This window comes from Azoarcus sp. Soil_N_20, from assembly GCF_057656155.1.
In genome coordinates, this window is the sequence record NZ_JBDGKX010000004.1 from 259,628 (window position 1) to 283,006 (window position 23,379).

The window sequence follows — 23,379 nt, forward strand, 5'->3', positions numbered from 1 at the left end:
TCGACGGCGTTGCGGTCGGTGGCCACGGCGGTCCTGTCGCTCGGTGCGATGAGCGCCGTCGCGGTGGCCTCGGGCACCCCTGCCGCGGACGGCGTGCGCGTGATCCGTCACGGCTCGGCCCACGAGTTTCTGTTCGACCTGGCATTCGACGGTGCGCGCGGGGTCGCGGCGGGCGGCTTCGGCACCCTGCTCGCGAGCGCCGACGGCGGGGCGACGTGGCAGGGGCAGGCGTCGCCGCCTGCGACCCCCGCGCTGCTCGGCGTCGCGGTCCGGGCCGGGCGTTGCCTGGCGGTGGGGCAAATGGGGGCGATCCTGGTGGCCGACGACTGCGCACGGTGGCAGCCGGTGGCGCCGCTCACCGATGCCCGGCTGATGGCGGTGAGCCTGAACGCGCGGGGCCGGGCCGTCGCCGTCGGGGCCTTCGGCACCGTGCTGCATTCGGCCGATGGCGGACACAACTGGCAGCCGGTGCCGATCGACTGGGCACGCTTCGATGCGGAAGGGGCCGAGCCGCACCTCTACGACGTACATGTGAGCGAAGCGGGGCAGGTCACGGTGGTCGGGGAGTTCGGGATGGTGCTGCACTCGGAGGACGGGCGCGAGTGGCGTCTGGCCCGCCGGGGCGAGCAGGCGCTGTTCGGGCTGCACATGAACGCCGACGGCAAGGGCTATGCCGTGGGCCAGGCGGGAACCGTGCTGGCGACCGCGAACGGCGGTCGCGACTGGCGCGAGCAGCGCAGCGGCGGCAGCGCGATGCTGACCGGGGTGTGGAGCGACGGCAAGGGGAGGGTGGTCGCGTCGGGGATCAACACGATCCTGCGCAGCGAGGACGACGGCGCGAACTGGAAGCCGATGCGCGCCCGCGCGGTCACCCGCGCATCGCACCCGGCGGTGGCGGCGGGTCAGCCGGAGGGAGGTCCGCAGCGGCTGATCGCGGCCGGTACGGCGGCGACGTTGCTCGAATTGACGCAGTAGGCAGACAGGACAAAACAGGGAAGGAGACATGATGAAAAGCAGATCGTTTGGCGTCTCGCGGGGAGCATTCTGGGCGTTTGCGCTCGTGGTGCCGGTCGCCGGCCACGGCGCGGACTGGGATGTATCCGGCTTCGTGCGCGAGGAGATTGCGGTGCGCGTCGGCGGCGAGGACAACCCCTTCAACCAGCAGGGCAATGTCTTCAATGGCAAGAGCGTGCCCAACACCGGCCTGGGGCCGCTGCTGGCGCCCGGGGTCGCCCCCGACACCCTGACCCGGCCCGCGAGCTGGAAGGACTCCAACACCTTCAACATGTTCGCGACCCGGCTCGAACTCGCACTCGACGGCAAGGTGAACGAGAACCTCGCGGCGCACGTGAAACTGCGCGGTTTCTACGACGGGGTGGGGCAGGTCGACAGTGCGTTCAGGGGCGAGAACATCTTCGAGCAGGAGTTCCGCGGCAGCCGCGGGGGGACGCCGTTCGAAGTGGCGCGCAAGGACTGGATGCTCGATCTGCCCGCGGCCTACATCGACTACAACAAGGGGCCGTTGTGGCTGCGCTTCGGCAACCAGCAGATTGCCTGGGGCGAGTCGATCTTCTTCCGCGTGCTGGACGTGACCAACGGCCTGGACCTGCGGCGCCATTCCATCCTCGACGTGGCGGCCGAGGAGTACTCCGACAAGCGCGTGCCGTCCCTTGCGTTGCGCGCGAGTTTCCGGGTCAACAACGACTGGGAGGTGGAAGGTTTCGGCCAGCGTTTCCAGCCGACCGTGCTGGCCGGCGACAACTCGCCCTACAACACGATTCCGTCGCAGTTCAACGTGCAGGAGAAGGAGGGCTACGACAGGGTGAAGGACGACTGGACCTTCGGCGGGCGGGTGCGCGGAAAACTGGGCGAGTTCGGCGTGCAGTTGATGGCGGTCAATCGACGCAATCCCGACGGCGTGGTGCGGTGGACCGACTCCAGGGCGGGGGGGCTCGCCGGTACCTCCTTCGAGGCGGGTAGCGGGCGCGGTGTCCATAGCGCCGCCGAGTGGTTCCACTATGCCAGTTCGGTCGGACTGGACGGCATTGGCGGTCTGGAGAGCGCGCTCAACGAGTTCCCCGCCACCCTCGGGCTGGGTTCGGCCGCGGTGGCGGCGGGCTGCGGCGGCACAGTCAGCGGCAGTTCCATCAGCCTGTCGGGCGCGGCAGCCTCCTGCGTCCTCGACACTTTCTTCGATCCGGTCGTCGGCCTGGGCAACCTGCGCGGCCACCTGACGCGCGAGTATCCGCGCGAGTCGGTGTTCGGCTTCAGCGTCAATCACATCTTCGAAGGGGAACCGGACTCGGTGCTGGACCAATTGGTGGCCCGGTTCGAGCTCACCCATACACCGAACAAGAAATTCACCAACCCGACCCTGTCGCGCCGCTATCTGGAACAGGACGAGACTCAGTTCGCCCTGATCCTGGAGAAATATCACAAGTTCAGTGCCGAGATACCGGCAACCTACATCGTGGCGCAGTGGCTGCACAAGACCGAGAGCGACCTGTTCGGTCGTCACCTGTCGGGGCTCAACAACAAGCCCGGCGAGCGGCCGAAGGGGCTCGACAGCTTCAATGCCCTGGCGCTGGCTGTGCAGCAACCGTCGAAGACGCTGGAGTGGCGCACCGACCTGACCCTGCTGACCGACCTGCGCGGTGGCTGGCTCTTCCAGCCTGGCGTGAAGTGGAAGCCGAACAAGTCCTTCCAGCTCGACGTGTATGGAAACCTGATCCGCACCGACGGCGGCAACGACGACTTCGGCTCGGCGATCGAGTCGGCCAATGAGGTGTTCCTGCGCGGCACCTTCTATTTCTGACCGGCTTGCGGGGCGATGCCGCGGCAGGCGCTGCGCCATCGTTCGGGTGGCGTGTGCGGCATTCGTGGGGGATCGAGGGTGAATTCAAGTGGACTGGAAAACAAGGTCGCGCTGGTGACCGGTGGCGCGCGCGGGCTCGGCGCCGCGATCGCAGGGAACCTCGCCGAGGCCGGCGCGCGGGTGGTCGTGACCGACATCGACGAAGCCGCCGGGCGGGCGACTGCCGAAACGCTGGGTTGCCGGTTCTACAGGCAGGACGCCACGTGCGAGGCGGACTGGGCGCGCGTGGTGGAAGGCACGGCGACCGAGCTGGGCGGGCTCGACGTGGTGGTGAACAACGCCGGCATCGAGACCGCTGCGCTGCTCGTCGATTGCGAGCTGGCCGATTTCCGGCGGGTGATGGCGGTGAATGCGGACGGCTGCTTCCTCGGCACCAAGTGGGCCTTGCGCGCGATGCGGCCGAACGGCATCGCGGGACGGGGTGGCGCGGTGATCAACCTCTCCTCGGTGGCCGGGCTGGTCGGAGTGATCGGTCTCGGCGCCTACTGCGCGGCCAAGGGGGCGGTGCGCCTGCTGACCAAGTCGGCGGCCCTGGAAAGCGCACGACTGGGCTATGGGGTGCGGGTGAATTCGATCCATCCCGCGATCGTCAAGACCGACATGGGCGAGGCGGTGGTGCAGTCGCTGGTGAGCCTGGGCCTCGCTCAGGACCTCGACGGGGCCGAGGCGATCATGCAGCAGATGCATCCGATGGGCTACGGGCGCGCCGCCGACGTGGCCGCCGCGGTGCGCTATCTCGCCGCCGACAGCGGGCGCTGGATCAATGGCACGGAGTTGGTACTCGACGGCGGACTCACCGCCGGATGAGGGCGCGGAAATTTCAGCGGAGGAAGACATGATGCAGGAAGCAGGAAAGCTGGGAGTTGAGGGAGTCGCTGCGGCGCCGGATGCGCTTGCGGGCTGGCGCCTGATGTTTCGCGTGGCGGCGGTGTTCAACTGGAGCGTGGCGATTCCCCTGTGGTTCGCCCCGGTCGAGCTGTCGCGGCTGTTCGGTTTCACCCCGGTGCCGACCGACATTCTCTATACCGATCTCTTCGCTGTGCTGGTGCTGACCTTCGGTGTCGGCTACTGGCTGATCGGCATGAATCCGGCGCGCAACCGGGTGATGGTGGAGATGGGCATCTGCGGCAAGCTGCTGGTGGTCGCGGTCGCGTACCAGCATTTCCTTTCCGGCACCACGAGCCTGCCCTTTGCTGCGCTGGCGACCGGTGACCTGGTGTGGGCGATGCTGTTCCTGCGTTTTCTGGTGCGCCATCCGGAGCGGCGCGCATCGGCCGGAGGCCGGGCATGAGCCGGCCGGAAGAGATCGCGCGTCCGATCCTGTTTCTCGTCTCGGACGATGCTTCTTTCGTTACCGGCTCAGAACTGGTCGTCGATGGCGGCCATCTGGCCTGAGTGCCCTGCATGCGTCGCGTGCGCTGCCGGGTGTCATTTTCTTTTTGAAGGAGTTCGAGGCATGTTCAACGCAATCATGGTGGATCGGGACAAGGACGGCTACGCCGCCACGCTGGCCGAGCTGGACGAGGCATGTCTGCCCGAAGGCGACGTTACCGTCCGCGTCGAGTACTCCACGGTCAATTACAAGGACGGCCTGCTGATGACGGGGCGGATCCCGCTGATCAGCCAGTTTCCGATGGTGCCCGGCATCGATCTCGCCGGAACGGTCGAGCACAGCGATCACCCGGATTGGCGGCCGGGCGACAAGGTGCTGGTCAACGGCTACGGACTGGGTGAGCGCCACTGGGGCGGACTCGCCCAGCGCGCCCGGGTGAAAGGTGAGTGGCTGGTGCCGCTGCCGTCGGCGTTCAGCTCGCGCCAGGCGATGGCGATCGGCACTGCCGGCTATGCGGCGATGCTGTGCGTGCTCGCGCTCGAGCGCCACGGCATCCAGCCGACCGATGGCGATATCCTGGTCACCGGCGCCAGTGGGGGCGTCGGCAGCGTGTCGATCGCCATCCTCTCCCGCCTGGGCTACCGCGTAGTGGCCTCGACCGGCCGGCTGGCGGAGTCGGACTACCTCAAGGCGCTGGGGGCCGCCGAAGTCATCGACCGATCCACGCTTGCCACGCCGGCCGAGCCGATGCAGGCGGAGCGCTGGGCGGGCGCGATCGACACCGCCGGCAGCCACACCCTGGTCAACGTCTGCGCCTCGGTCCGCTACGGCGGCGCAATCGCGGCGACCGGCCTCGCCCAGGGGCTGGACTTCCCGGCCACGGTATTGCCCTTCGTGCTGCGCAACCTGGCGCTTTACGGGGTGGATAGCGTTTATGCGCCGGCTGCCCGGCGGCGCGAGGCATGGTCGCGTCTGGCGCGCGACCTGCCTGCGGCCAAGCTGGAGGCGATCACGCAGGAGGTAGGACTGAGCGAGGTCATCGCGCTCGCACCGCAGATCCTCGATGGTCGGGTCCGCGGCCGGCTTGTGGTCGATGTGAATCGCTAACGCACGGCACTGACGGTTCTCCCTGCTCGACCGGCGTCATCCTCTCCTCATCCGGATGCTGGTCGTTGTTTTCCCCTTCACGGCGAGGGTTCGTGATGGGGAGTCTTTTGGCGAGACCCGTGCAGTGCGCCCGACCCGGTCCGACGCCGATCGGCGTCGTCATCGACGAATTCAGCGCAATCATGAAGCACGAGGGAGGTTTCCGATGAGTAGAAGGACCGTCACCGTATTTGCCGCAACGGGCGTCGCAGGATCGGCGTGCGTGGAGGAACTGCTGCGCCAGGACGTATTCGACGTACAGGTGCTGGTGCGTGCCGCCGGGCAGCAGGAGAAATCGTCCTCCGGCCTGCTCAATGCCGAAGTCAGCAAGAGGACGCGATGGGACGACTGGCGGCGCCGCGGTGTCGTCATCCGCGATGCCGACGTCACCGATCATGCATCCCTGATTCCCGCCCTGGAAGGCACCGATTACCTCGTGTCGTGCGTTCCCCTGTTCGCCACCGAATCACAGTATCCGCTGATCTGGGCAGCGAAGGAGGCGGGGGTCGAGCGCTTCGTGCCGTCCGAGTTCGGCTTCATCTACGACTGGGAGCAGTTCTGGCCGACCGACAACGCGCACAAGACCGCCGCGCGCCAGAAGGTCTTCATTCGGCGCGTGATCGAACTGGCCGGGCTGGACTTCACCATCATTCCGGCGGGTTTGTGGATCGAGTATTTCATGGCCGAACCGGTCAGCGTCATGGGCGACGGTACGGAGAAGTTCTCGTGGTCTACCGGGTGCGATGTCGGTCGCATCATTCCGCATGTACTGGCGCATCCGGCGTCGCGCAATGCGGTGTGCCCGGTCGCCGCCACCGCCTACTGTTCGTGGAACGACCTGCTCGACGTGCGCGAGCGCCTGCTCGGTCGCAAGGTCGCACGTGACTACCTCGCCAGCGCACAGTGGAAGGAAGTCTATGCAGCCGCTCCCGAGGGTCCGATGAAAGCCATCATGGGCATCGGCATTGCCGCCACCGAGTGCCCGGAGGGCATGCCGCTGTGGGCCAACTGGAATGCCATGCACCTGCCCGAATTCAAGGGCACGCCGCTGGAGCGGCTGTTCCCGGAATACATCGAGCCCCGCATTGCCGAGTTGCTGGCGGCGCTGGGCTGAGACGACCCGACGCCGCACGCCGGCGTGGGGCGGATTCAATCAGGAGAAAGATGCATGAACTTGAAGGACGTTGTGCTTGTGGACGGCGCACGGACCGCAACGCAGAGAGGCGGATCGTCAGGCCAATACCGATGGGCGGCGTGCCGAGCAATCGTTCCCGGCTGACAAAGCCTTGGTTGGCGCATGGGCTATGCACAGTGCCTGCACGCCTGCCGGCACAATTCGGCGTGCATGCTAGACTATGACAGCGAGAGTGACCCGGATCCTCACATGGGCCGACCGACGCAGCCAACCGCTACTGCCTTAACTGACCATGCCTTCCGAAATGGTCAGCCTCGGGAGGAAGAGCTTGATGAACTGGACTCTTCGCCGGCGCCTCTTTGCCAGCTTCGCACTGATCATAGGCATCATGGTCGCAATGGTAGGGATGACCTACGAGGATCTGCGCGAAATCGAGCAGGGCGAACGGGAAATGCAGACCGACTCGCTACCGGGCCTGTATTACAGCGGGCTGCTTCGCAGCACCGCATTGCAGGACTTCGTGGTGGTCCAGCGACTGGTGCTTGACCAGGATCGGATCGTCAGCCCGGAAGAATTCGTGCAACTGCGCACGCAGGATGAGCAGATCGGCGAGCTGATGGGGCAATACGAAAAAACCATTTTCACCGAGCGCGACCGGGCCGCCTTCGCTGCGTTCCAGGAGCATCGCCGGGAGTACAAGCGGCTGCAGAGCGAAGTGCTGGAACTCTACCAGCAGGAACAACCGCAACAGGCGACTTTGCTGCTGCAGGAGAAGCTGTATCCGAGCTGGGTGCACAGTGATGCCTTGTTGCACAAGATCGTGGAGCTGAACAACCAGGCGGTGACCGAGGGCTCCACCGAGATCGCCGCTGCGGTGGGCGAGGCTGAAATCGATCTGATCGTGGCCGTGTTGCTGGCGGTGATCGCCGCGAGCGTATGCGGATACCTTGTGCTGCGAACGATCCTGGGTCCAGTGCAAAGCATCGTCGAGGCGCTCGAGTCGATGCGCGGCGGCAATCTCAAGGCGCGTCTGGCACTGCAACGTCGGGACGAGTTCGCCGTGATCGAGACCGGGTTCAACGCGATGGCCGCGGCGTTGCTTGAGCTGGTGTCGCAGTCGCAGCGTTCGTCGATCGCGGTCACCACGTCGGTCACCGAAATCGCCGCCACATCCAGACAGCAGCAGGCCACCGCCACCGAGACCGCGGCCACCACCACCGAGATCGGAGCCACCTCGCGGGAGATCGTCGCCACCTCGCGCGATCTGCTGCGAACCATGGACGAGGTGTCTTCCGCCGCGGAGCAGGCCGCGGTCCTGGCGGACGCAGGGCAACTGGGACTCACCCGCATGGAAGACTCCATGCACAAGGTGATCGGTGCCGCCGAGCAGATCAACGCCAAGCTGGCGATTCTCAACGAGAAGGCCAGCAATATCACCCAGGTGGTCACCACCATTGTGAAGGTGGCCGATCAGACCAATCTGCTCTCGCTGAATGCCGCCATCGAGGCCGAGAAGGCCGGGGAATACGGCCGCGGCTTCGCGGTGGTGGCCTCCGAAGTGCGCCGACTGGCCGACCAGACCGCGGTGGCGACCTACGACATCGAGCAGATGGTGCGCGAGATCCAGTCTGCGGTGTCGGCCGGGGTCATGGGCATGGACAGGTTTTCCGAAGAGGTGCGCCGCGGTATGACCGAGGTGCAGCAGGTCGGTGAGCAACTGACCCAGATCATCCAGCAGACGCAAGCCTTGGCACCGCGACTGTCGATGGTCAACGAGGGCATGCAGGCGCAGGCCAGCGGCGCCGAGCAGATCAACCAGGCGCTGGTGCAATTGGCCGAGGCCACCGGGCAGACGGTGGAGTCGCTGCGCCAGACCAGCAGTGCCATCGACGAACTGAGCCAGGTGGCCAACGGTCTGCGTGGCGGAGTTTCCCGCTTCCAGGCCTGAACGGGGGGCTGCGCATTGCTTGCAGCACAGAGCCGACGCATTGGCGCCACATCCGAGGCGAACAGGCTGTTTCTGCTGTTCAGCAGCGGGGGCGCGCGCTATGGTCTGGACGCCGGTGAGGTGGCCGAGGTGCTGCCGCTGCGGCGCCTACGGCCGATCGCCCAGGCCCCGTCCTGGGTGGCCGGGATTTTCAGTCATCGCGGGAGTCCGGTACCGGTGCTCGATCTGGGCGCACTGATCGCCGGCCGGCCCGCGGTGACACGCACGAGCACGCGCATCGTGCTGGTTCACTACCGCCGCGACGCTGAGGGGCCGGACCATCTGCTCGGGCTGATCGTCGAACAGGCCAGCGAAACCCTGCGCTGCGCCCCGATCGAGTTCCGCGACTATGGTCTGGACAACCCCGGCGCACCTTATCTCGGCCCGGTCTACCAAGGGCCGCAAGGCCTGATGCAGTGGGTGCGGGTGCAGGATCTGTTGCCTGCCGAGGCCCGAGCGCTGCTGTTCCCGGTCGCGCCGGACGGGAGTCGGGCGAAGGGCGGCCGGCATGAACTTTGACCCGCGCTTCGTCGATTTCCTCAAGGCGCGTATCGGCCTGGAGGTCGGCTCGGTCGGCATCTCGGTGGTCGACCGTGCCGTGCGCCAGCGCATCGCCAGCGCGAACGCTGCCGATGCCAACGCCTACTGGGAACTGCTGCAACACTCGAGCGACGAGCGGCAGGCGCTGATCGAGGCGGTGTTGGTGCCGGAAACCTGGTTCTTCCGCTATCCGGAGTCCTTCGCCCTCCTCACCCAACTGGCCGTCCAGCGTGTGGGAGGCCTGGCCAAGTGCCGTCCGCTGCGCATCCTCAGCCTGGCCTGTGCAACCGGCGAGGAGCCCTATTCGGTCGCCATGGCCTTGCTGGATGCCGGCCTTGCCGCGTCGCTGTTCCGGGTCGATGCGCTGGATGTCGGCCTGCGCCTGATCGAACGCGCACAGCGCGCAGTGTATGGCCGGAACGCTTTTCGCGGAGCGCAGCTGGATTTTCGCGACCGCCATTTCTCCGTGGTCGAGGACGGATACGTGGTCGACGCGGCGGTCCGCGGACAGGTGCGTTTCCAATGTGGCAACCTGCTCGACCCGGCCCTGCTCGCCGACGAGGCGCCCTATGACCTGGTCCTGTGTCGCAACCTGCTGATCTATTTCGATCAGACCACCCAGGAAAGCGTACTCGGCGGGCTCAAGCGCCTGACTTGCCCGGACGGCGTGATCTTTGTCGGGCCGGCGGAGGCCAGTCTGGCGGCTCGGCTGGGCCTGCGGACGCTCGGCATCCCGCAGTCGTTCGCCTTTCGCTACCCCGCTGCGTCCGCGCCGCCAGACCGGCAGGCGCCGCGTCTGCAGGTATCGGCGCCGCGCAACGCGCCGCGTCAGCCGCCCGCGACGCGTGTGCGCAGTGCCGAAAGCCGTACCAGGCCGGGCGTGAAACACGGCCACCGGCCGACCGCGGCCCACTCTCCGACGACGCAGCCTGGCGATAGCGCCGCGGCACAACTGCAGACCATCGCCAACCTGGCCAATCAGGGGCGCCTCGTCGAGGCGCGGCAATGCTGCGAACGCTTGCTCGCCGTGCACGAACAGGATGCCGAGGCCTTCTATTGGCTGGGTCTGCTGAGCGATGCCAGCGGCAAACCGGGCGAGGCCCAGGGCTTCTACCGCAAGGCGCTGTACTTGCAGCCGCAGCACACCGATGCCCTGAGCCATCTGGCCGCTTTGCTGGCCGCGCAGGGCGATCTGGCGGCGGCCCGTCGGCTGCAGGCGCGCGCCGCTCGAGGAGCGGACGGAAATGGCTGAGTCGATTCCGATGGCCTCGCCGGCAGATGATGCGCAACCGCTCGACGACTGCTGGAACCGGATCGGGGTGCGCGGCGACAAGTCGTGCCCGAGATTGATCGAACATGTTCATTGCCGCAACTGTCCGGTTCATGCGGCGGCGGCGATCCGCCTGCTCGACCGCTACGCGCTGCAGCAGGACGAACCGGACGCGGCATGCGCGCAACCCGCTGTGACGGGAGGGGCGACGCGCTCGTTGATGGTGTTCCGTCTGGGAGACGAGTGGCTGGCCCTGCCGACCCACATCCTGGTGGAGGTTGCACCCCCTGCGCCGATCCACCGCTTGCCGCACCCGCGCACGCGTGCAGTGCTCGGTGTGGCCAATGTGCGCGGTGCGCTGCTCGCCTGCCTGTCGCTGGTCGAGCTGCTCGGTCTGGAGGCTGGCGGCGAGCCGCCCGTGGTGGCGGGTCGGCGCTCGCCACGCATGCTGGTCCTTGCGGCGGCGGGCGGCAGCTTTCTGGCACCGGTGGATGAGGTGGATGGCATCCATGCGTTCGATCTCGGGCAGCTTGCCGCGGCCGAACGGGACAATCCCCTGGACGCCGCCAGGTGCAGCAGCGGCGTGCTGCAGTGGTGCGGGCGCAGCCTGCGCCTCTTGGACCCGGAGCAGCTGCTGCAGACCATGATCCGGAGCCTCGCATGACGCCCGAGGAGATGCGCGACGCCCCGCTGCTGGAGCTGTTCCGCGTGGAGGCGGAGTCGCAGACCCAGGTGCTCGGCGCCGGGCTGCTGCTGCTCGAACGCAATCCGACCCAGGCCGATCAATTGGAGGCGTGCATGCGCGCCGCCCACTCGCTCAAGGGCGCGGCGCGGATTGTCGGGGTCGAGGCCGGCGTGCGGGTGGCCCATGTGATGGAGGACTGCCTGGTCGGCGCCCAGGAGGGGCGGCTGCACTTGAGTCCCGAGCACATCGACGCGCTGTTGCTCGGCAGCGACCTGTTGCTGCGGGTTGCGACCGCGGAGGGCGCGGTTGCTCCGGCCGAGGTCGATGCCTTGGTCGCGCGGCTGGAGGGACTGGCGGGTGCGGCGCCCGTGTTCGGCGCCGCGTCGCCGGCGCCGCCCTTGCCCGAGGAGGAGCCCGCTGAGGCTGGGCGGCCGAGTACGGCGGGCCGCTCATTGGAGGCGGACGAGCGGGTCCTGCGCGTCACTGCCGAGCGCCTGGACCAGCTGATCGATCTGTCCAGCAAGGCACTGGTCGAGGCACAGCGCCTGCAGCCTCAATTGACCGCCCTGCAGCGCTGCAAGCGTGTGCAGATGCACCTCGGACGGACGTTCGAGGGGCTCCAGGAAGCCTTGTCCGACGCCGCCCTCGAGCCGCCGGTGCAACTCCCTCTGGCCGACGCCCGGCGCCTGCTGGACGAGTGCCGACAGTTGATCGAGCAGCAGGCCGGCGAACTGGACGAATTCGCCTGGCAAGCAGCGAAACGTGCCCAACAGCTCTACGACACTGCCCTGGCGTGCCGAATGCGGCCGCTAGCCGATGTGCTGGTGGGGCAGTCGCGCATGGTCCGTGACCTCGCTCGCGCGCTGGACAAGCAGGTGCGCTTGCAGATCGTGGGGGACAGAACGCAGGTGGATCGTGATGTACTGGAACGGCTCGAAGCGCCCCTCATCCATCTGCTGCGCAATGCGCTCGATCATGGCATCGAGGCGCCCGCTGCGCGCCTGGCGGCGGGCAAGCCGGCTGAAGGCGTGATCACCATCACGGCGCGCCACCAGGCCGGATCCCTGCTGCTGGAGATCGCCGACGATGGCGCCGGAGTGGACCTGTCACAGTTGCGCGCGGTGATCGTCCAGCGCCAGCTGGCCAGCGCGGCGACCGCCGCGCAGATGAGCGAGGCGGAGTTGCTGAGCTTCCTGTTCCTGCCCGGCTTCAGCATGAGCGCGCAGCTCACCGAGCTGTCCGGGCGCGGAGTCGGGCTCGACGCGGTCCAGCATATGCTGCGTCAGCTGCGCGGGGGCATTCAGCTGCAGCAGGTGTGCGGGCGCGGCATGCGCTTCCTGCTCGACGTTCCGCTGACGCTGTCGGTGGTACGCAGCCTGGTGGTCGAAATCGGTGGCGAGGCCTACGCCTTCCCGCTGGCCCACATCGAGCGGATGTGCACGCTGGAACCGGCCGCCATCGTGCAGCTGGAAGGGCGCCAGCATTTTACCCACGAGGGACGAGCGGTCGGCCTGGTGGCTGCCAGCCAGCTGCTTCAGTGCCCTGCGGGGCGGACGCCGGCGGCTGCCATCCCGGTGGTGCTGATCGGTGTGGGGGAGACGGTTTACGGAATTGCCGTCGAGCGCATCATCGGCGAGCGCACCCTGGCGGTACTACCGCTCGACCCGCGTCTGGGGCATGTGCAGAATGTCGCCGCCGGTGCGGTGCTCGACGACGGTGCGCCGGTGCTGATCCTGGAGATCGAGGACCTGCAGCGCTCGCTCGAGAGGGTGCTCGGCAGCGGTCGCGTCGATCGCATCGACCGCAGCGGGAAGGAGCCCGAGGCAGTGCGCAAACGCGTGCTGGTGGTAGACGATTCGCTTACCGTGCGCGAACTGCAGCGCAAGCTGTTGCTCAGTCGCGGCTACGAGGTGGCGGTCGCGGTCGATGGCCTGGATGGCTGGAACGCGCTGCGTGCCGAGCGTTTCGACCTGCTGATCACCGATATCGACATGCCGCGCTTGGACGGTATCGAACTGGTGACTCTGTTGCGCCGCGACCACCGGATGCAGTCCCTGCCGGTGATGGTGGTGTCCTACAAGGACCGCGAGGAGGATCGCCGCCGCGGGCTGGAGGCCGGTGCCGATTACTACCTGGCCAAAACGAGTTTCCATGACGAAGAGCTGGTGGACGCGGTGGCGATGCTGATCGGGAGATCGTCATGAAGATCGGCATCGTCAACGACATGCCGCTGGCGGTCGAGGCGCTGCGCCGGGCGCTCGCCTTCGTGCCGAACCATGAGATCGTCTGGGTCGCGTGCGATGGCGCCGAGGCGGTCCGCTGTTGCGCGGCACAGAGACCGGACCTGGTGCTGATGGACCTGGTCATGCCGGTAATGGACGGTGTCGAGGCGACGCGGCGGATCATGGCGCAGACGCCTTGCGCGATACTGCTGGTGACCGTCGACCGCGAGCGGAACATGCGCCGCGTGTTCGAGGCCATGGGCCATGGTGCGCTGGATGTGGTCAATACACCGGCCCTGGGTTCGGGCAGCGCCGCCGAGGCTGCCGCGCCGCTGCTGCGCAAGATTCAGAATATCGGCTGGCTGATTGGGCACCGCGACAAGCCGCCAACTCCGGATACACCGGCACGGCCCGCCACGGCAGCGTCGCAGTGGCTGGTCGCGATTGGCGCCTCGGCCGGTGGGCCGGGAGCCCTGGCCGAGCTGCTGCGAGGCATGCCGGCTGGGTTTCCGGCGGCGATCGTGCTGGTCCAGCACGTCGATCAGGTGTTTGCCGCCGGCATGGCCGATTGGCTCGCCCGGGAGTCCCGACTTCCGGTACGCCTGGCCCGCGATGGCGAACCCCCGCAGTCGGGGACCGTCCTGCTGGCGGGAACCGACCAGCACCTCCGCCTGCTTGAAAATGGCCACCTGGCATACACGGCCGAGCCCGGCGAATATGCTGTGTATCGTCCATCCATCGACGTGTTCTTTGAGAGCGTGGCCCGGAACTGGAACGGTCAGGCAGTGGGCGTGCTGCTGACCGGCATGGGCCGTGACGGCGCCAAGGGGCTCAAACAGATGCGCGAGCGGGGCTTTCTGACCATCGCGCAGGACCGGCAAAGCAGCGCAGTCTACGGCATGCCCAAGGCGGCGGCGGCGCTCGATGCCGCGGTCGAGATTCACCCATTGCGGGAGATCGCGCCGCGGCTGCTGGCAGTTCTTGCGTGATTGAAAGAGGGCGTCGATGCGACAGCAACCAGGGAGCATACTGTGAATAATCGACACGATAGATCGGCTCTGACGGTCGATGAAAACGCCGTGATGGTCCTCCTGGTCGACGACCAGGCGATGATAGGCGAGGCAGTGCGGCGTCATCTGGCCGGTCAGCACAATATCGATTTCCACTTCTGTGCCGACCCACACCAGGCGCTCAACCATGCGGTACAGATCCGCCCTACGGTGATCCTCCAGGACTTGGTCATGCCCGCGGTGGATGGCCTGACGCTGGTGAGCGAATACCGTGCCAACGCGGTGACCCGCGATATTCCGATCATCGTCCTGTCCACCAAGGACGACCCCAGGGTGAAGAGCGCCGCGTTTGCCGCCGGGGCCAACGATTACCTGGTCAAACTGCCGGATGCGATCGAACTGGTCGCGCGGGTCCGCTACCACTCGCGCTCCTACCAGACCCTGTTGCAGCGGGACGAAGCCTACCGCGCCCTGCGCGAGAGTCAGCAGCGCCTGATGGACACGAATCTGGTCCTGCAGCGCCTGATGAACTCCGATGGTCTGACCGGCCTGTCGAATCGCCGCCACTTCGACGAGTTTCTCGCCATGGAGTGGCTCCGCGCCCAACGCGAACAAACGCAGATATCGTTGTTGTTCATCGATGTCGACTACTTCAAGAGCTACAACGACGGCCGGGGGCATGTGGCTGGCGACGAGGCCTTGCGCCAGGTCGCCGACTCCATGCGCGAGAGCTGCGCCCGGCCTTCCGACATGGCTGCCCGCTACGGGGGCGACGAGTTCGTCATGCTGCTCCCGAGTACTCCGGGTGCCGGGGCACGAGTGGTGGCGGAGAAGGTCGTCGAGGGCATGCGGGTTCGGCGGATTGCGCACAATTTCCCAACCCAGAGCTCCTTCATGACCGTGACCGTCGGGGGCGCGACCCTGAGGCCGATGCAGGGAGAATCCCCCCAAAGCCTGATTCAACTGGCCGACGAGGGGCTCTACTACGCAAAGAATCAAGGACGAAACCAGGTCAGAATGCTCGAGCGGCCTCCTTTGATAGGCTGAGCGAACCATCGTCCAGGGTGTATATCGCATCGCCGGGCTCGAGCCATTGTCCGACATCCGCCGCGCGCACACTGACGATGGCGTCGAAGGGGGCATGCAGGGCTTGGCGACACAGCTGTGCGGCCTGCAGGCGCTCGGCCGCGCGTGTCCGCCCCAGGGCGGCTTCGGCAATGCCGACCTCGCTCGTGTGGCGCGCCTGCTCGGTCGCCGGGATCACCCGTCCACCACGCTGCGTGCCTGATCCAGCAGGCGCTGCGCTTCGGCCAGGCGCTTCTCGGCCTCGCGCACCTCGGCCGCGGCGCGGTCGTGCGCCAAACGCGCAAGCTCGTCGTCCAGACGCAGCAAGAGGTCGCCGCGGGAAACCTGTGTACCGATGTCCACCACCCGCTCGCGCACCAAGCCGCCGATCGACACGGAGATCTCGACGCCGGCTCCACCGGGCACCCGATAACATCGTCATGCAGATTTCCCCAGGCAGCCTGCTTCAGGCGATGTCGAGAATCATTATTTACGCCCAGAAGGAGAGTCGGTCAAACGCGAAAAGGTTCCGGCCCGGGAGGTCGTGGGGACCGACGGGAAAACTCGATGAGTCAACCCGGGGGCAATCTACGGTGGTCACCTGACGCGGATTTCCGCGTCCGCTCGCGGTCCGGGTTCTGACCTATCATGTGTGTAGCCCCGACACGTCGGGTTTCACCCCGCGCGGCAGAGTCGGGCAAGGCATACGACTTGAAAGGGAGGATCTTCTTTGGCGGCGACAGGCACAGCTGGAGCGGAATCGGATCGTTTCGATGGGGACGGTGGCGAAAATGCCACCACCGTCCATGACGCCTGGAGTCCGGGGGTTTCGAGCAGGGTTCCGCGCGAGTTTCAGCACCTCGAAACCATCTATCGGCCGGAGCACACCTTTCCCGGGCCCGAACTGGTCGACGACTTCGCGCACATGACCGGGCTGCCGCATGAAGAGCTGGTGATGTTCCGGCCGGCGCGCCTGGTGCTTCATGAAATCATCGTGCGGGTCACCGCAGACATCGTGGTGTCCGAAGGCGCGACCGAGGAAGTGTTCGGCCTGAACTTCCGCCGCATCGCGGAAACGATACTCGCGGGCTACGTCGCCCCGCAGAGGCTCATGCTCGAGCGCATGCATGAGGATCTGCGCCAGCGCACCGCCGAGCGCGTGCGCGCCATTCTCGATGCCCGTCTCGGCACCGTGTCCGAACCGGCACGTCCGCGCGCGTCCGTTTTCAAGCTGTTCAGGCGGCCGGGGCCGCAGCCGGCGTCCGCAGATTCGCCCGCCGAGCGCGAGCACCGCATGGTCGCCGCGTGCAGGAGCGACGGCTTGTCCGAATTCGATCCGTTCGAGCGTGCCGTGTTCAGGAGCCTTTATCGAGTCCTGGGCGCCGTCCTTGCCACCCGCGGCCAGCTCGGCCCGGATCACCCGCTGCTCGCGGACCTCGTCACCCGCCACGTGTGCAACACCTTCGGCAGCCGCATGATCGGTGGCGCGATCGGGCCGCTGATCGATGCAGCAATCGCGCAGGAGGGCTACGTCCGCGTGTCCAACCGCGCGGCGCCTGTCCTCATCAGCCTGAAGGGGGCATCGGCCGCCGGCAAGAGTTCGATACGTCCGATGGTCAAGCGCCTGATGCTCGACAGCGGAATCGAGCCCGACGGCTACGCCACCATCAGCCCGGATGTCTGGCGCCGCCTGCTGCTCGATTACGACTCGCTCGGTGACGCCATCAAGTATGCGGGGCATCTGACCAGCCGCGAGCTGATGGTGATCGACGCCAAGCTCGACCGCTACATCCGCGACAAGGCGAACAAGGCGCAGGCCATTTCCCACCTGCTCGTCGACCGCTTTCGCTTCGACAGTTTTTCCACCCAGGAGATCGGACGCGTTCTCCAGGGCACCTACACCCGCTACGTGTCCACCATCCACATGTACTTCATTGTCACCCCGCCCGAGGAAACCGTCGAACGTGGATGGCAGCGGGCACTCGAGCGCGGACGCTACAAGGCCGTGGACGACTTCCTTGGCCACTGTGTCGAAGCCTATTGCGGCATGCCGAGGATGCTGTTCCGATGGCTGGGCTATCAGCACGTCGACTATCGCTACTATTTCCTCGACAACCGCGTACCCAAGGGCGCCTTTCCGATGCCGATCGCACGCGGCGACCGTGCGCGGATGGAAGTCTACGACCCCGAGGGGCTGATCAACATCGATCGTTACCAGAAGATCAACATCGGCGCCCGCTCCCGCGAAGAAGTCTATCCGTCCGGTCCCGAGATGGAGACGCGAAACAATGTCTCGTTCCTGCGCCAGTGCATTCGGCGCATTCCCGTGGTGCGCTTTTTTGACGGCCCTGAAGGCAAGGCCTGGCTCGAGGCGCGCGATGGCAGATTCGCGGTCGTCGACTCGGCGACCTTCGCGAAGTTCGCCGGAGACGAACGCATGGGCGCCATCCTCCGCGAGATCGCGCCCGACCTGATTGCACCGGGCCGATGACGGGAGTGAGGCCGGTAAAGCGGGGCCGGATAGCGCTCTATCAGTCGAGCGCGACGAAAATGCGGCCGTTCTCGATGCGCACCGGATAGGTCGGAATGTCCTCGGTGAGCGGCGCGCACAGCGCCTTGCCGGAGCACACATCGAACTTGCCCTGATGCAGCGGGCATTCGATCTCCCGACCCTCGAGGAAGCCGTCACTCATCCGCGCGTGGCCGTGAGTGCAGATATTCGACGTAGCGAAGATCTCGCCCTCCACTTCGTAGAGCGCGATGTCCTTGCCACCCACTGCGATTCCGATCACATCGCCGCTGGGCATGGCCGCCACCGCAATCGCGTCGATCCATTTGGTTGACATTTCCTTCTCCTCAGATCGGGTAGATGATCGAGTTCGGGATCATCTCGGTGTCATAGACGCACAGGCGCGACTTGAGCCTGAGTCCCTCGGGGGTGCGCACGATGAGGTCCCGGTAATGGCCACAGTTGAATACGGTCGACTCGCCGTCGTATTTGGTCCGGATGACCGCGTAGTTGGCCTCGGAGTGGATGGTGTCGCCGTCCACCGAGATCACCCGTGGCGTGCCGACGATGTGACGCTGGTAGTAGGGGTCGTAATACAGCGTCTCCTTCACGCCGAACACCCGATCCTCGATCATCGCGCGGCTCTCCAGTGCCAACAGGCACAGGGGCAGGCCCTGCTCGAAGTTCTCGCGCGGTTGCAGCCGGTAGATGCCGTCCTCGACGAAGAAATCGGGCCACTTTTCCCAGTTGGCCGAATCGACCGCCTGGGCGTAGTCGCTGTACAGGTTCAACAGCTCGAAATAGGTCTGAAAGTCGATCATCTTCATTGCTCCATCCTCATTGACCCATGACCTCGCGCCAGTAGGCGTACATGCCCCGAATCAGGGTCTCGGTGACCATGTGGTCGGAATCGGCCACGTCGTAGCCGCCCATCTCGACCACGGTGCGGTGCGCCGGCTTCTGCTCGAATCCTTCCTGCGACCATTCGATGACTTCGCCATCGTCGGCCGAGACGAAGCCGGCCGGGCCGAACAGGTTGGCCTGGATCAGGCGGCGCTCGGTCATTTCCGCGGCGTCGTCCTCGAACCCGAAGTGAGTCCACACGAAGTCGAAGGAGCCGTGGCCGTTGGGCTGGATGTGGCGGGTGGACACGCTATTGACCTGCTGCTGGATGATCACGCTGGGGAAGATCGTGGTCATCACGGCAGTGGGGCCGTTCCACCACGGCTCGGGCACGATGTCGAGCAGGCGCGGATCGTTCACCTTCATCTGGTCCTTGAAGCTGTCCACGCCGCTCACCACTTCGTCGTTCCTGCCGCCGGTGCCGCGGGTGGAGATCATCGCGGCATGGCGGTGACGGGCGTCCATCTTCAGTTCCGACTTGTTGTCGGCACGCCACAGGCCGAAGGTGGAGAACCAGGTATGCAACAGGCCCGGGTGATAGGGGTCCTTGATGTTCTCCTGCATCAGCTTCCAGTTCCCCGGGATGCGCTGGCGGCGATAGCCGAGCACCTTCAGCTTGCGACCGCTGAAGACCCGGTCGAAATAGTGGAGGATCGTGGGGCCGAGGAACTCCTCCAGGGGCTCGACCTCGTGGTCGAAGGAGGCGAACACCACCCCGCCGCGGGTGGCTACCTTGAGCTTGGTGAGGCCGTGCTCCTCGAGCTTGAATTCCTTCGGCATGCCGCCGTTCACCTTGCCGTCCTGCTTGACCCCGCGACGGAAGGGCACGCCCTGCAGGTCGCCCTGAAGGCTGTAGTTCCACTGGTGGTACGGGCAGAAGAAGTCCTTGCGGTTGCCGTGGCGCTCACGGCAGAAGCGCAGGCCGCGGTGGGCGCAGACGTTCTCGACCACGTTGATCGTGCCGTCGATGTCGCGGACCATGATCACCGAGCGCTCGCCGACGGCGGTGCGGCGGAAATCGCCCGGATTGGGAGTTTCCGCCTCGAGCCCGACGTAGCACCAGTGGCCCGAGTAGAAGAAGCGGTCGAGCTCCTGCTTGTACAGGTCTTCGCGGGTGTAGGCCCAGAACGGAATGCGGCTCGTGCCGTCTCCCGGCCAGGGGGGATGCTCGGGAAATACCGTGGAATGTCCGGTCATGGTGCTGTCTCCTTGATGTTTTCGGAATGCATGGATGGCCCCTGCGGCTGCGCCGCCGTAGCAGCGGCAAAGACTAGGTTCCGCTGGGGTAGAAGGCGTCGGCGTGCACATGGGCCGGATTCATGCCCATGCGCGTGGCCAGCAGGCTGAGGGCCTCGACCATCGGCGGGGCGCCGCAAAAATAGCCGCGCCAGTCGGCGAGGGTGGGCAGGTCGTGCTCGATCGCGTCGGTCACCAGGCCGCCGCGCTGCCCGGGTCCGGGCTTTCCGGTGGCGACGACGACATGCACCGTGAGGTTCGGATGGCGGGCGGCCAGGGCCTCCAGGCGCCCGGCGTCGTAGACATCGTCCGGGCTGCGAACGCCGAAGTAGAGATGGATCGGGTTGGGCATCCCGGATTCGAGGGCGCCGCGCACGATCGACAGCACCGGCGCCAGGCCCGTGCCGCCGCCCACGCACAGCATCGGCCCGGTATGGGAGCTGCGCAGGTAGGCGGTGCCCAGCGGCCCGCTCAGCTTGACGGTCGAGCCTTCCTTGACCTGGTCGAAGATGTACTCGGTGACGCGCCCGTCGGGCACCTTGCGAATATGGAACTCCAGCTCGCCGTCATCGTGAAGCCCGGCCATGGAGTAGGGCCGGGAATGATCGGGACTGAACTGCAGCGTCGCGTACTGTCCCGGCGAAAACTCCAGCGGTTTGGCGAGGCGGATGCGCAGGCGACGGATGTCGTGCGTAGGGAGCTCGACCGCGGTCACGGTTCCCTTGATGATGCGCGCCGGGTGGATGACGATCTCGTCGGCCTCGAGGATCTCGATCGCACAATTGCCGGTGAGGACCGATTGACAGGCGAGCACATGACGCTCGCCGATCAGGTTGGGGCGGCCGGCTTCCGGTCCCTCGTCGATGATGTCGCCTTCGATGACCCGGCAACGGCAGGTGCCGCAGCGCCCGGACATGCAGCTGTAGGAGACCGGGACAGCATGTTCGCGCAGCACTTCAAGCAGGTTGGCACCACTGGTGAAGGCCACCCGGCGGTTCGAGGGTTGTACGAGAAGTTCCATGATTTGCGGTCATCCCAAGGCGTGTCCAAGCGTTGGGTGCATCATGGATAGGGATGTAATATAAGTCGATAAACTAAACTTAAATTACTCCATCACTGTGGTGAATAGAATGGAATGGTAATGCAGCTACGCGACCTGGATCTCAACCTGCTGGTGATCTTCAATCAGCTGCTGACCGACAAGCGCGTGTCCACGGTCGCCGATACGCTGGGCCTGACCCAGCCGGCGGTCAGCAACGCGCTGAAGCGCCTGCGCCTGTTGCTCAAGGACGACCTTTTTGTGCGCACCTCGCGCGGCATGGAGCCGACGCCTTTTGCGCTGCAGCTGGCCGAGCCGGTCAGCTATGCGCTCAGCGCGATTCATAGCGCGTTGAACCAGCAGGCCACCTTCGATCCAGGCTCAAGCACCCGCACCTTCACCCTTGCAGTGACCGACATCGGCGAGATCTACTTTCTGCCACCGATGATGGAGGTCGTCGCGCGGACCGCACCCAACACCCGCATCAGCACGGTCCGGAACACGGCAGTCAGTCTGAAGGAGGACCTGGAGGCCGGGCGGGTGGATCTTGCGGTGGGTCTGCTTCCCCAGTTGCAGGCGGGCTTCTTCCAACAGCGGCTGTTCAAGCAGCGTTACGTCTGCATGTTCCGGCGTGGGCATCCTGCTGCCGGGCAGCCGATGACGCTGGACCTGTTTCAGTCCCTCGAACACGTAATCGTGGTCTCGGCCGGCACCGGGCACGGGGAGGTCGACACCATACTGGAGCGCGCCGGCATCCGCCGCCGCGTACGCATGGTGGTTCCCCACTTCGTCGCCGTGGGACACCTCCTGCAGACGACCGATTTGATCGCCACGGTTCCCGAACGCTTCGCGATGTGCTGCACCGGACCTTTCGACCTGGTCTATACGCCGCATCCGGCGCAGTTGCCCGAAATCCCGATCAATCTCTTCTGGCACGCCAAGTACCACCGTGACCCGGCCAACAGGTGGTTGAGACAGATGCTGTTCGATCGTTTCAGCGAAACCGTGGAACGAGGCTGAGTGGTGAAAGAGGCAACTGGACCGATCGTCGCGAGCCGGGCGGGAAACCGCGGCCCGCTCCGGCGGAGTCTTCATCGCCGGGCGGGACTTCGCGATGACAATCGGCGCAGATAGCCTGCGCGGAACGACCGAACAGCCAGTACCATGCGAGCATCAAGTTCGTGCCCACCCGATCCGATACCGACCGTGAACGCCTCGTCCCGTATTCTGGCTAGCCCGCGCCCACGCGCCTCCTGGTACGTGCGTATTGTTCTCGCCAATCAGCGCCGACGCGACGGCAAGGAACTCGAGCCTGCGCGCCTGTGGGCGCGTACGCCCACGGTGGTCGCCGCCCCGGGATTCGCTGATGGATCGCTGCGCGTCCGACGAGCGGACCGGTCCCGTCGGTTCGCGACCATGTCCACGGGTGGCCGGGTCGTGGCGGGAGCGCTGGGATGAGTTCGCCACGCTTCCTGCAGATCACCCACGACGACCCGGCGGCGATTCGGGTCGAGCTGCTCGCCGGCCTGACGGCGCCGGTCGCGACGATCGCGCCGAAGTACCTGTACGACGCGCTCGGCGCGCGCCTCTTCGCGGCGATCACCGAGCTGCCCGAGTACTATCCGACGCGCACCGAGGCGGCGATCTTCGCAGAATACCAGCACGAAATGGCCGAGGTGCTCGGCCCGGTCGCGACCCTGGTCGACCTCGGCGCCGGCAATTGCGAGAAGGCGGAACGCCTGTTTGCGGCCCTGCGCGTGTGTCGCTACGTGGCCGTCGATATCTCGGTGGACTACCTGCTTGAGTCGCTGGAGAGGCTTCAGCGGCATCATCCTGCGATCGAGATGCTGGGCGTCGGCCTCGACTTCTCGCACTCGCTGCACCTGCCGTCGGAGATCGGTGAGGCGCCGTGCACGCTGTTCTACCCGGGTTCGAGCATCGGCAACTTCACCCCAGACGAGGCCTTGGCCTTGCTGCGCCAGGCGCACGCCGAATGCCGTGGCGGTGCATTGCTGATCGGCGTCGATCTGGTCAAGCCGTTCGACGTCCTCGAAGCGGCCTACGACGACCCCCTCGGTGTCACCGCGGCCTTCAACCGCAACATGCTGCTGCATCTCAACCGGCGGGTCGGCACCGACTTCGACATCGTCGACTGGCGTCATGTCGCCTTCTTCAACGTGCAGTGCTCGCGCATCGAAATGCATCTGGAAGCGCTGCGCGACACGAGGGTGCGCTGGCCGGGTGGCGAACGGCGCTTTGCCGCGTCCGAGCGCATGCACACCGAGAATTCGTACAAATGGCGCGTCGACGACTTCGCCGCGCTGCTCGCAGCGGCCGGTTTTTCCGCGTCGCGTCACTGGTGCGATGCGCGCGGCTGGTTCGCGGTGTTCGCCGCCCGTGCCTGAACCCGTGGCGCAAGCTCCG

At 66.2% G+C, this 23,379-nt stretch carries 23 protein-coding genes; 17 read left to right on the top strand and 6 right to left on the bottom strand.

Annotated elements, in window-relative coordinates; genetic code table 11:
- The first annotated feature begins 18 nt into the window (after positions 1–18).
- From AC3A35_RS10650 to AC3A35_RS10715, 14 genes are all read left to right on the top strand, one after another.
- Entirely contained in the window at positions 19–975 is a 957-nt protein-coding gene (locus AC3A35_RS10650) for a WD40/YVTN/BNR-like repeat-containing protein (protein WP_487436047.1), read from the top strand.
- A gap of 28 nt (positions 976–1,003) precedes the next feature.
- Positions 1,004–2,815 (top strand): DUF1302 family protein, encoded by a 1,812-nt coding sequence (locus AC3A35_RS10655; RefSeq protein WP_487436048.1) that lies wholly within the window; start codon positions 1,004–1,006, stop codon positions 2,813–2,815.
- 78 nt (positions 2,816–2,893) lie between these two features.
- A complete protein-coding gene (locus AC3A35_RS10660; protein ID WP_487436049.1) occupies positions 2,894–3,682 on the top strand; it encodes an SDR family oxidoreductase in 789 nt (262 codons plus the stop codon).
- 28 nt (positions 3,683–3,710) lie between these two features.
- A complete protein-coding gene (locus tag AC3A35_RS10665) occupies positions 3,711–4,166 on the top strand; it encodes a hypothetical protein (protein ID WP_487436050.1) in 456 nt (151 codons plus the stop codon).
- Positions 4,163–4,270, top strand: a complete 108-nt coding sequence (locus tag AC3A35_RS10670) for an SDR family oxidoreductase (RefSeq protein WP_487436051.1) — start codon at positions 4,163–4,165, stop codon at positions 4,268–4,270. Before AC3A35_RS10665 ends, AC3A35_RS10670 begins: the two co-directional genes overlap by 4 nt.
- A gap of 61 nt (positions 4,271–4,331) precedes the next feature.
- Positions 4,332–5,315 (top strand): acrylyl-CoA reductase (NADPH), encoded by a 984-nt coding sequence (gene acuI, locus AC3A35_RS10675; RefSeq protein WP_487436052.1) that lies wholly within the window; start codon positions 4,332–4,334, stop codon positions 5,313–5,315.
- Positions 5,316–5,520: 205 nt separating this feature from the next.
- Positions 5,521–6,468 carry an NmrA family NAD(P)-binding protein gene (locus AC3A35_RS10680; RefSeq protein ID WP_487436053.1) on the top strand — a complete coding sequence of 316 codons (948 nt, stop codon included), beginning with the start codon at positions 5,521–5,523 and terminating at the stop codon, positions 6,466–6,468.
- Between the two features lie 352 nt (positions 6,469–6,820).
- Positions 6,821–8,437, top strand: a complete 1,617-nt coding sequence (locus tag AC3A35_RS10685; RefSeq protein ID WP_487436054.1) for a methyl-accepting chemotaxis protein — start codon at positions 6,821–6,823, stop codon at positions 8,435–8,437.
- Between the two features lie 15 nt (positions 8,438–8,452).
- Complete coding sequence (locus AC3A35_RS10690) at positions 8,453–8,995, top strand: chemotaxis protein CheW (RefSeq protein ID WP_487436055.1); 543 nt, start codon at positions 8,453–8,455, stop codon at positions 8,993–8,995.
- Positions 8,985–10,268, top strand: coding sequence for a CheR family methyltransferase (locus AC3A35_RS10695; RefSeq protein WP_487436056.1), 1,284 nt, complete (start codon positions 8,985–8,987; stop codon positions 10,266–10,268). Before AC3A35_RS10690 ends, AC3A35_RS10695 begins: the two co-directional genes overlap by 11 nt.
- Complete coding sequence (locus AC3A35_RS10700) at positions 10,261–10,950, top strand: chemotaxis protein CheW (RefSeq protein ID WP_487436057.1); 690 nt, start codon at positions 10,261–10,263, stop codon at positions 10,948–10,950. The genes AC3A35_RS10695 and AC3A35_RS10700 overlap by 8 nt, the downstream gene beginning before the upstream one ends.
- Entirely contained in the window at positions 10,947–13,175 is a 2,229-nt protein-coding gene (locus tag AC3A35_RS10705; RefSeq protein ID WP_487436058.1) for a response regulator, read from the top strand. The genes AC3A35_RS10700 and AC3A35_RS10705 overlap by 4 nt, the downstream gene beginning before the upstream one ends.
- Complete coding sequence (gene cheB, locus AC3A35_RS10710) at positions 13,172–14,182, top strand: chemotaxis-specific protein-glutamate methyltransferase CheB (RefSeq protein WP_487436059.1); 1,011 nt, start codon at positions 13,172–13,174, stop codon at positions 14,180–14,182. Before AC3A35_RS10705 ends, cheB begins: the two co-directional genes overlap by 4 nt.
- Positions 14,183–14,275: 93 nt before the next feature.
- The gene (locus AC3A35_RS10715; RefSeq protein ID WP_487436211.1) at positions 14,276–15,250 is read left to right on the top strand and encodes a diguanylate cyclase domain-containing protein; all 975 of its coding nucleotides are present in this window, start codon (positions 14,276–14,278) and stop codon (positions 15,248–15,250) included.
- Here AC3A35_RS10715 and AC3A35_RS10720 read toward each other — a convergent pair.
- Positions 15,216–15,467 (bottom strand): hypothetical protein, encoded by a 252-nt coding sequence (locus AC3A35_RS10720; RefSeq protein ID WP_487436060.1) that lies wholly within the window; start codon positions 15,465–15,467, stop codon positions 15,216–15,218. The genes AC3A35_RS10715 and AC3A35_RS10720 overlap by 35 nt on opposite strands.
- The gene (locus tag AC3A35_RS10725) at positions 15,464–15,694 is read right to left on the bottom strand and encodes a hypothetical protein (protein WP_487436061.1); all 231 of its coding nucleotides are present in this window, start codon (positions 15,692–15,694) and stop codon (positions 15,464–15,466) included. The genes AC3A35_RS10720 and AC3A35_RS10725 overlap by 4 nt, the downstream gene beginning before the upstream one ends.
- Positions 15,695–15,998: 304 nt before the next feature.
- Between AC3A35_RS10725 and AC3A35_RS10730 the strand changes: the two genes are divergently transcribed.
- Positions 15,999–17,759 (top strand): DEAD/DEAH box helicase family protein, encoded by a 1,761-nt coding sequence (locus tag AC3A35_RS10730; protein ID WP_487436062.1) that lies wholly within the window; start codon positions 15,999–16,001, stop codon positions 17,757–17,759.
- Positions 17,760–17,799: 40 nt separating this feature from the next.
- Here the strand turns inward: AC3A35_RS10730 and AC3A35_RS10735 are convergent, their stop codons facing one another.
- The 4 genes from AC3A35_RS10735 to AC3A35_RS10750 form a co-directional block, all read right to left on the bottom strand.
- Entirely contained in the window at positions 17,800–18,114 is a 315-nt protein-coding gene (locus tag AC3A35_RS10735) for a non-heme iron oxygenase ferredoxin subunit (RefSeq protein WP_487436063.1), read from the bottom strand.
- Positions 18,115–18,124: 10 nt separating this feature from the next.
- Positions 18,125–18,604 carry an aromatic-ring-hydroxylating dioxygenase subunit beta gene (locus AC3A35_RS10740; protein ID WP_487436064.1) on the bottom strand — a complete coding sequence of 160 codons (480 nt, stop codon included), beginning with the start codon at positions 18,602–18,604 and terminating at the stop codon, positions 18,125–18,127.
- Between the two features lie 10 nt (positions 18,605–18,614).
- The gene (locus AC3A35_RS10745) at positions 18,615–19,877 is read right to left on the bottom strand and encodes an aromatic ring-hydroxylating dioxygenase subunit alpha (RefSeq protein ID WP_487436065.1); all 1,263 of its coding nucleotides are present in this window, start codon (positions 19,875–19,877) and stop codon (positions 18,615–18,617) included.
- A gap of 73 nt (positions 19,878–19,950) precedes the next feature.
- The gene (locus tag AC3A35_RS10750) at positions 19,951–20,937 is read right to left on the bottom strand and encodes a 2Fe-2S iron-sulfur cluster-binding protein (protein WP_487436066.1); all 987 of its coding nucleotides are present in this window, start codon (positions 20,935–20,937) and stop codon (positions 19,951–19,953) included.
- A 120-nt stretch (positions 20,938–21,057) separates the two neighbouring features.
- On the opposite strand from AC3A35_RS10750, the gene AC3A35_RS10755 reads away from it, so the two are divergent.
- Entirely contained in the window at positions 21,058–21,975 is a 918-nt protein-coding gene (locus AC3A35_RS10755) for a LysR family transcriptional regulator (RefSeq protein ID WP_487436067.1), read from the top strand.
- 434 nt (positions 21,976–22,409) lie between these two features.
- The gene (gene egtD, locus AC3A35_RS10760) at positions 22,410–23,360 is read left to right on the top strand and encodes an L-histidine N(alpha)-methyltransferase (protein WP_487436068.1); all 951 of its coding nucleotides are present in this window, start codon (positions 22,410–22,412) and stop codon (positions 23,358–23,360) included.
- The last annotated feature ends 19 nt before the right edge of the window (positions 23,361–23,379 follow it).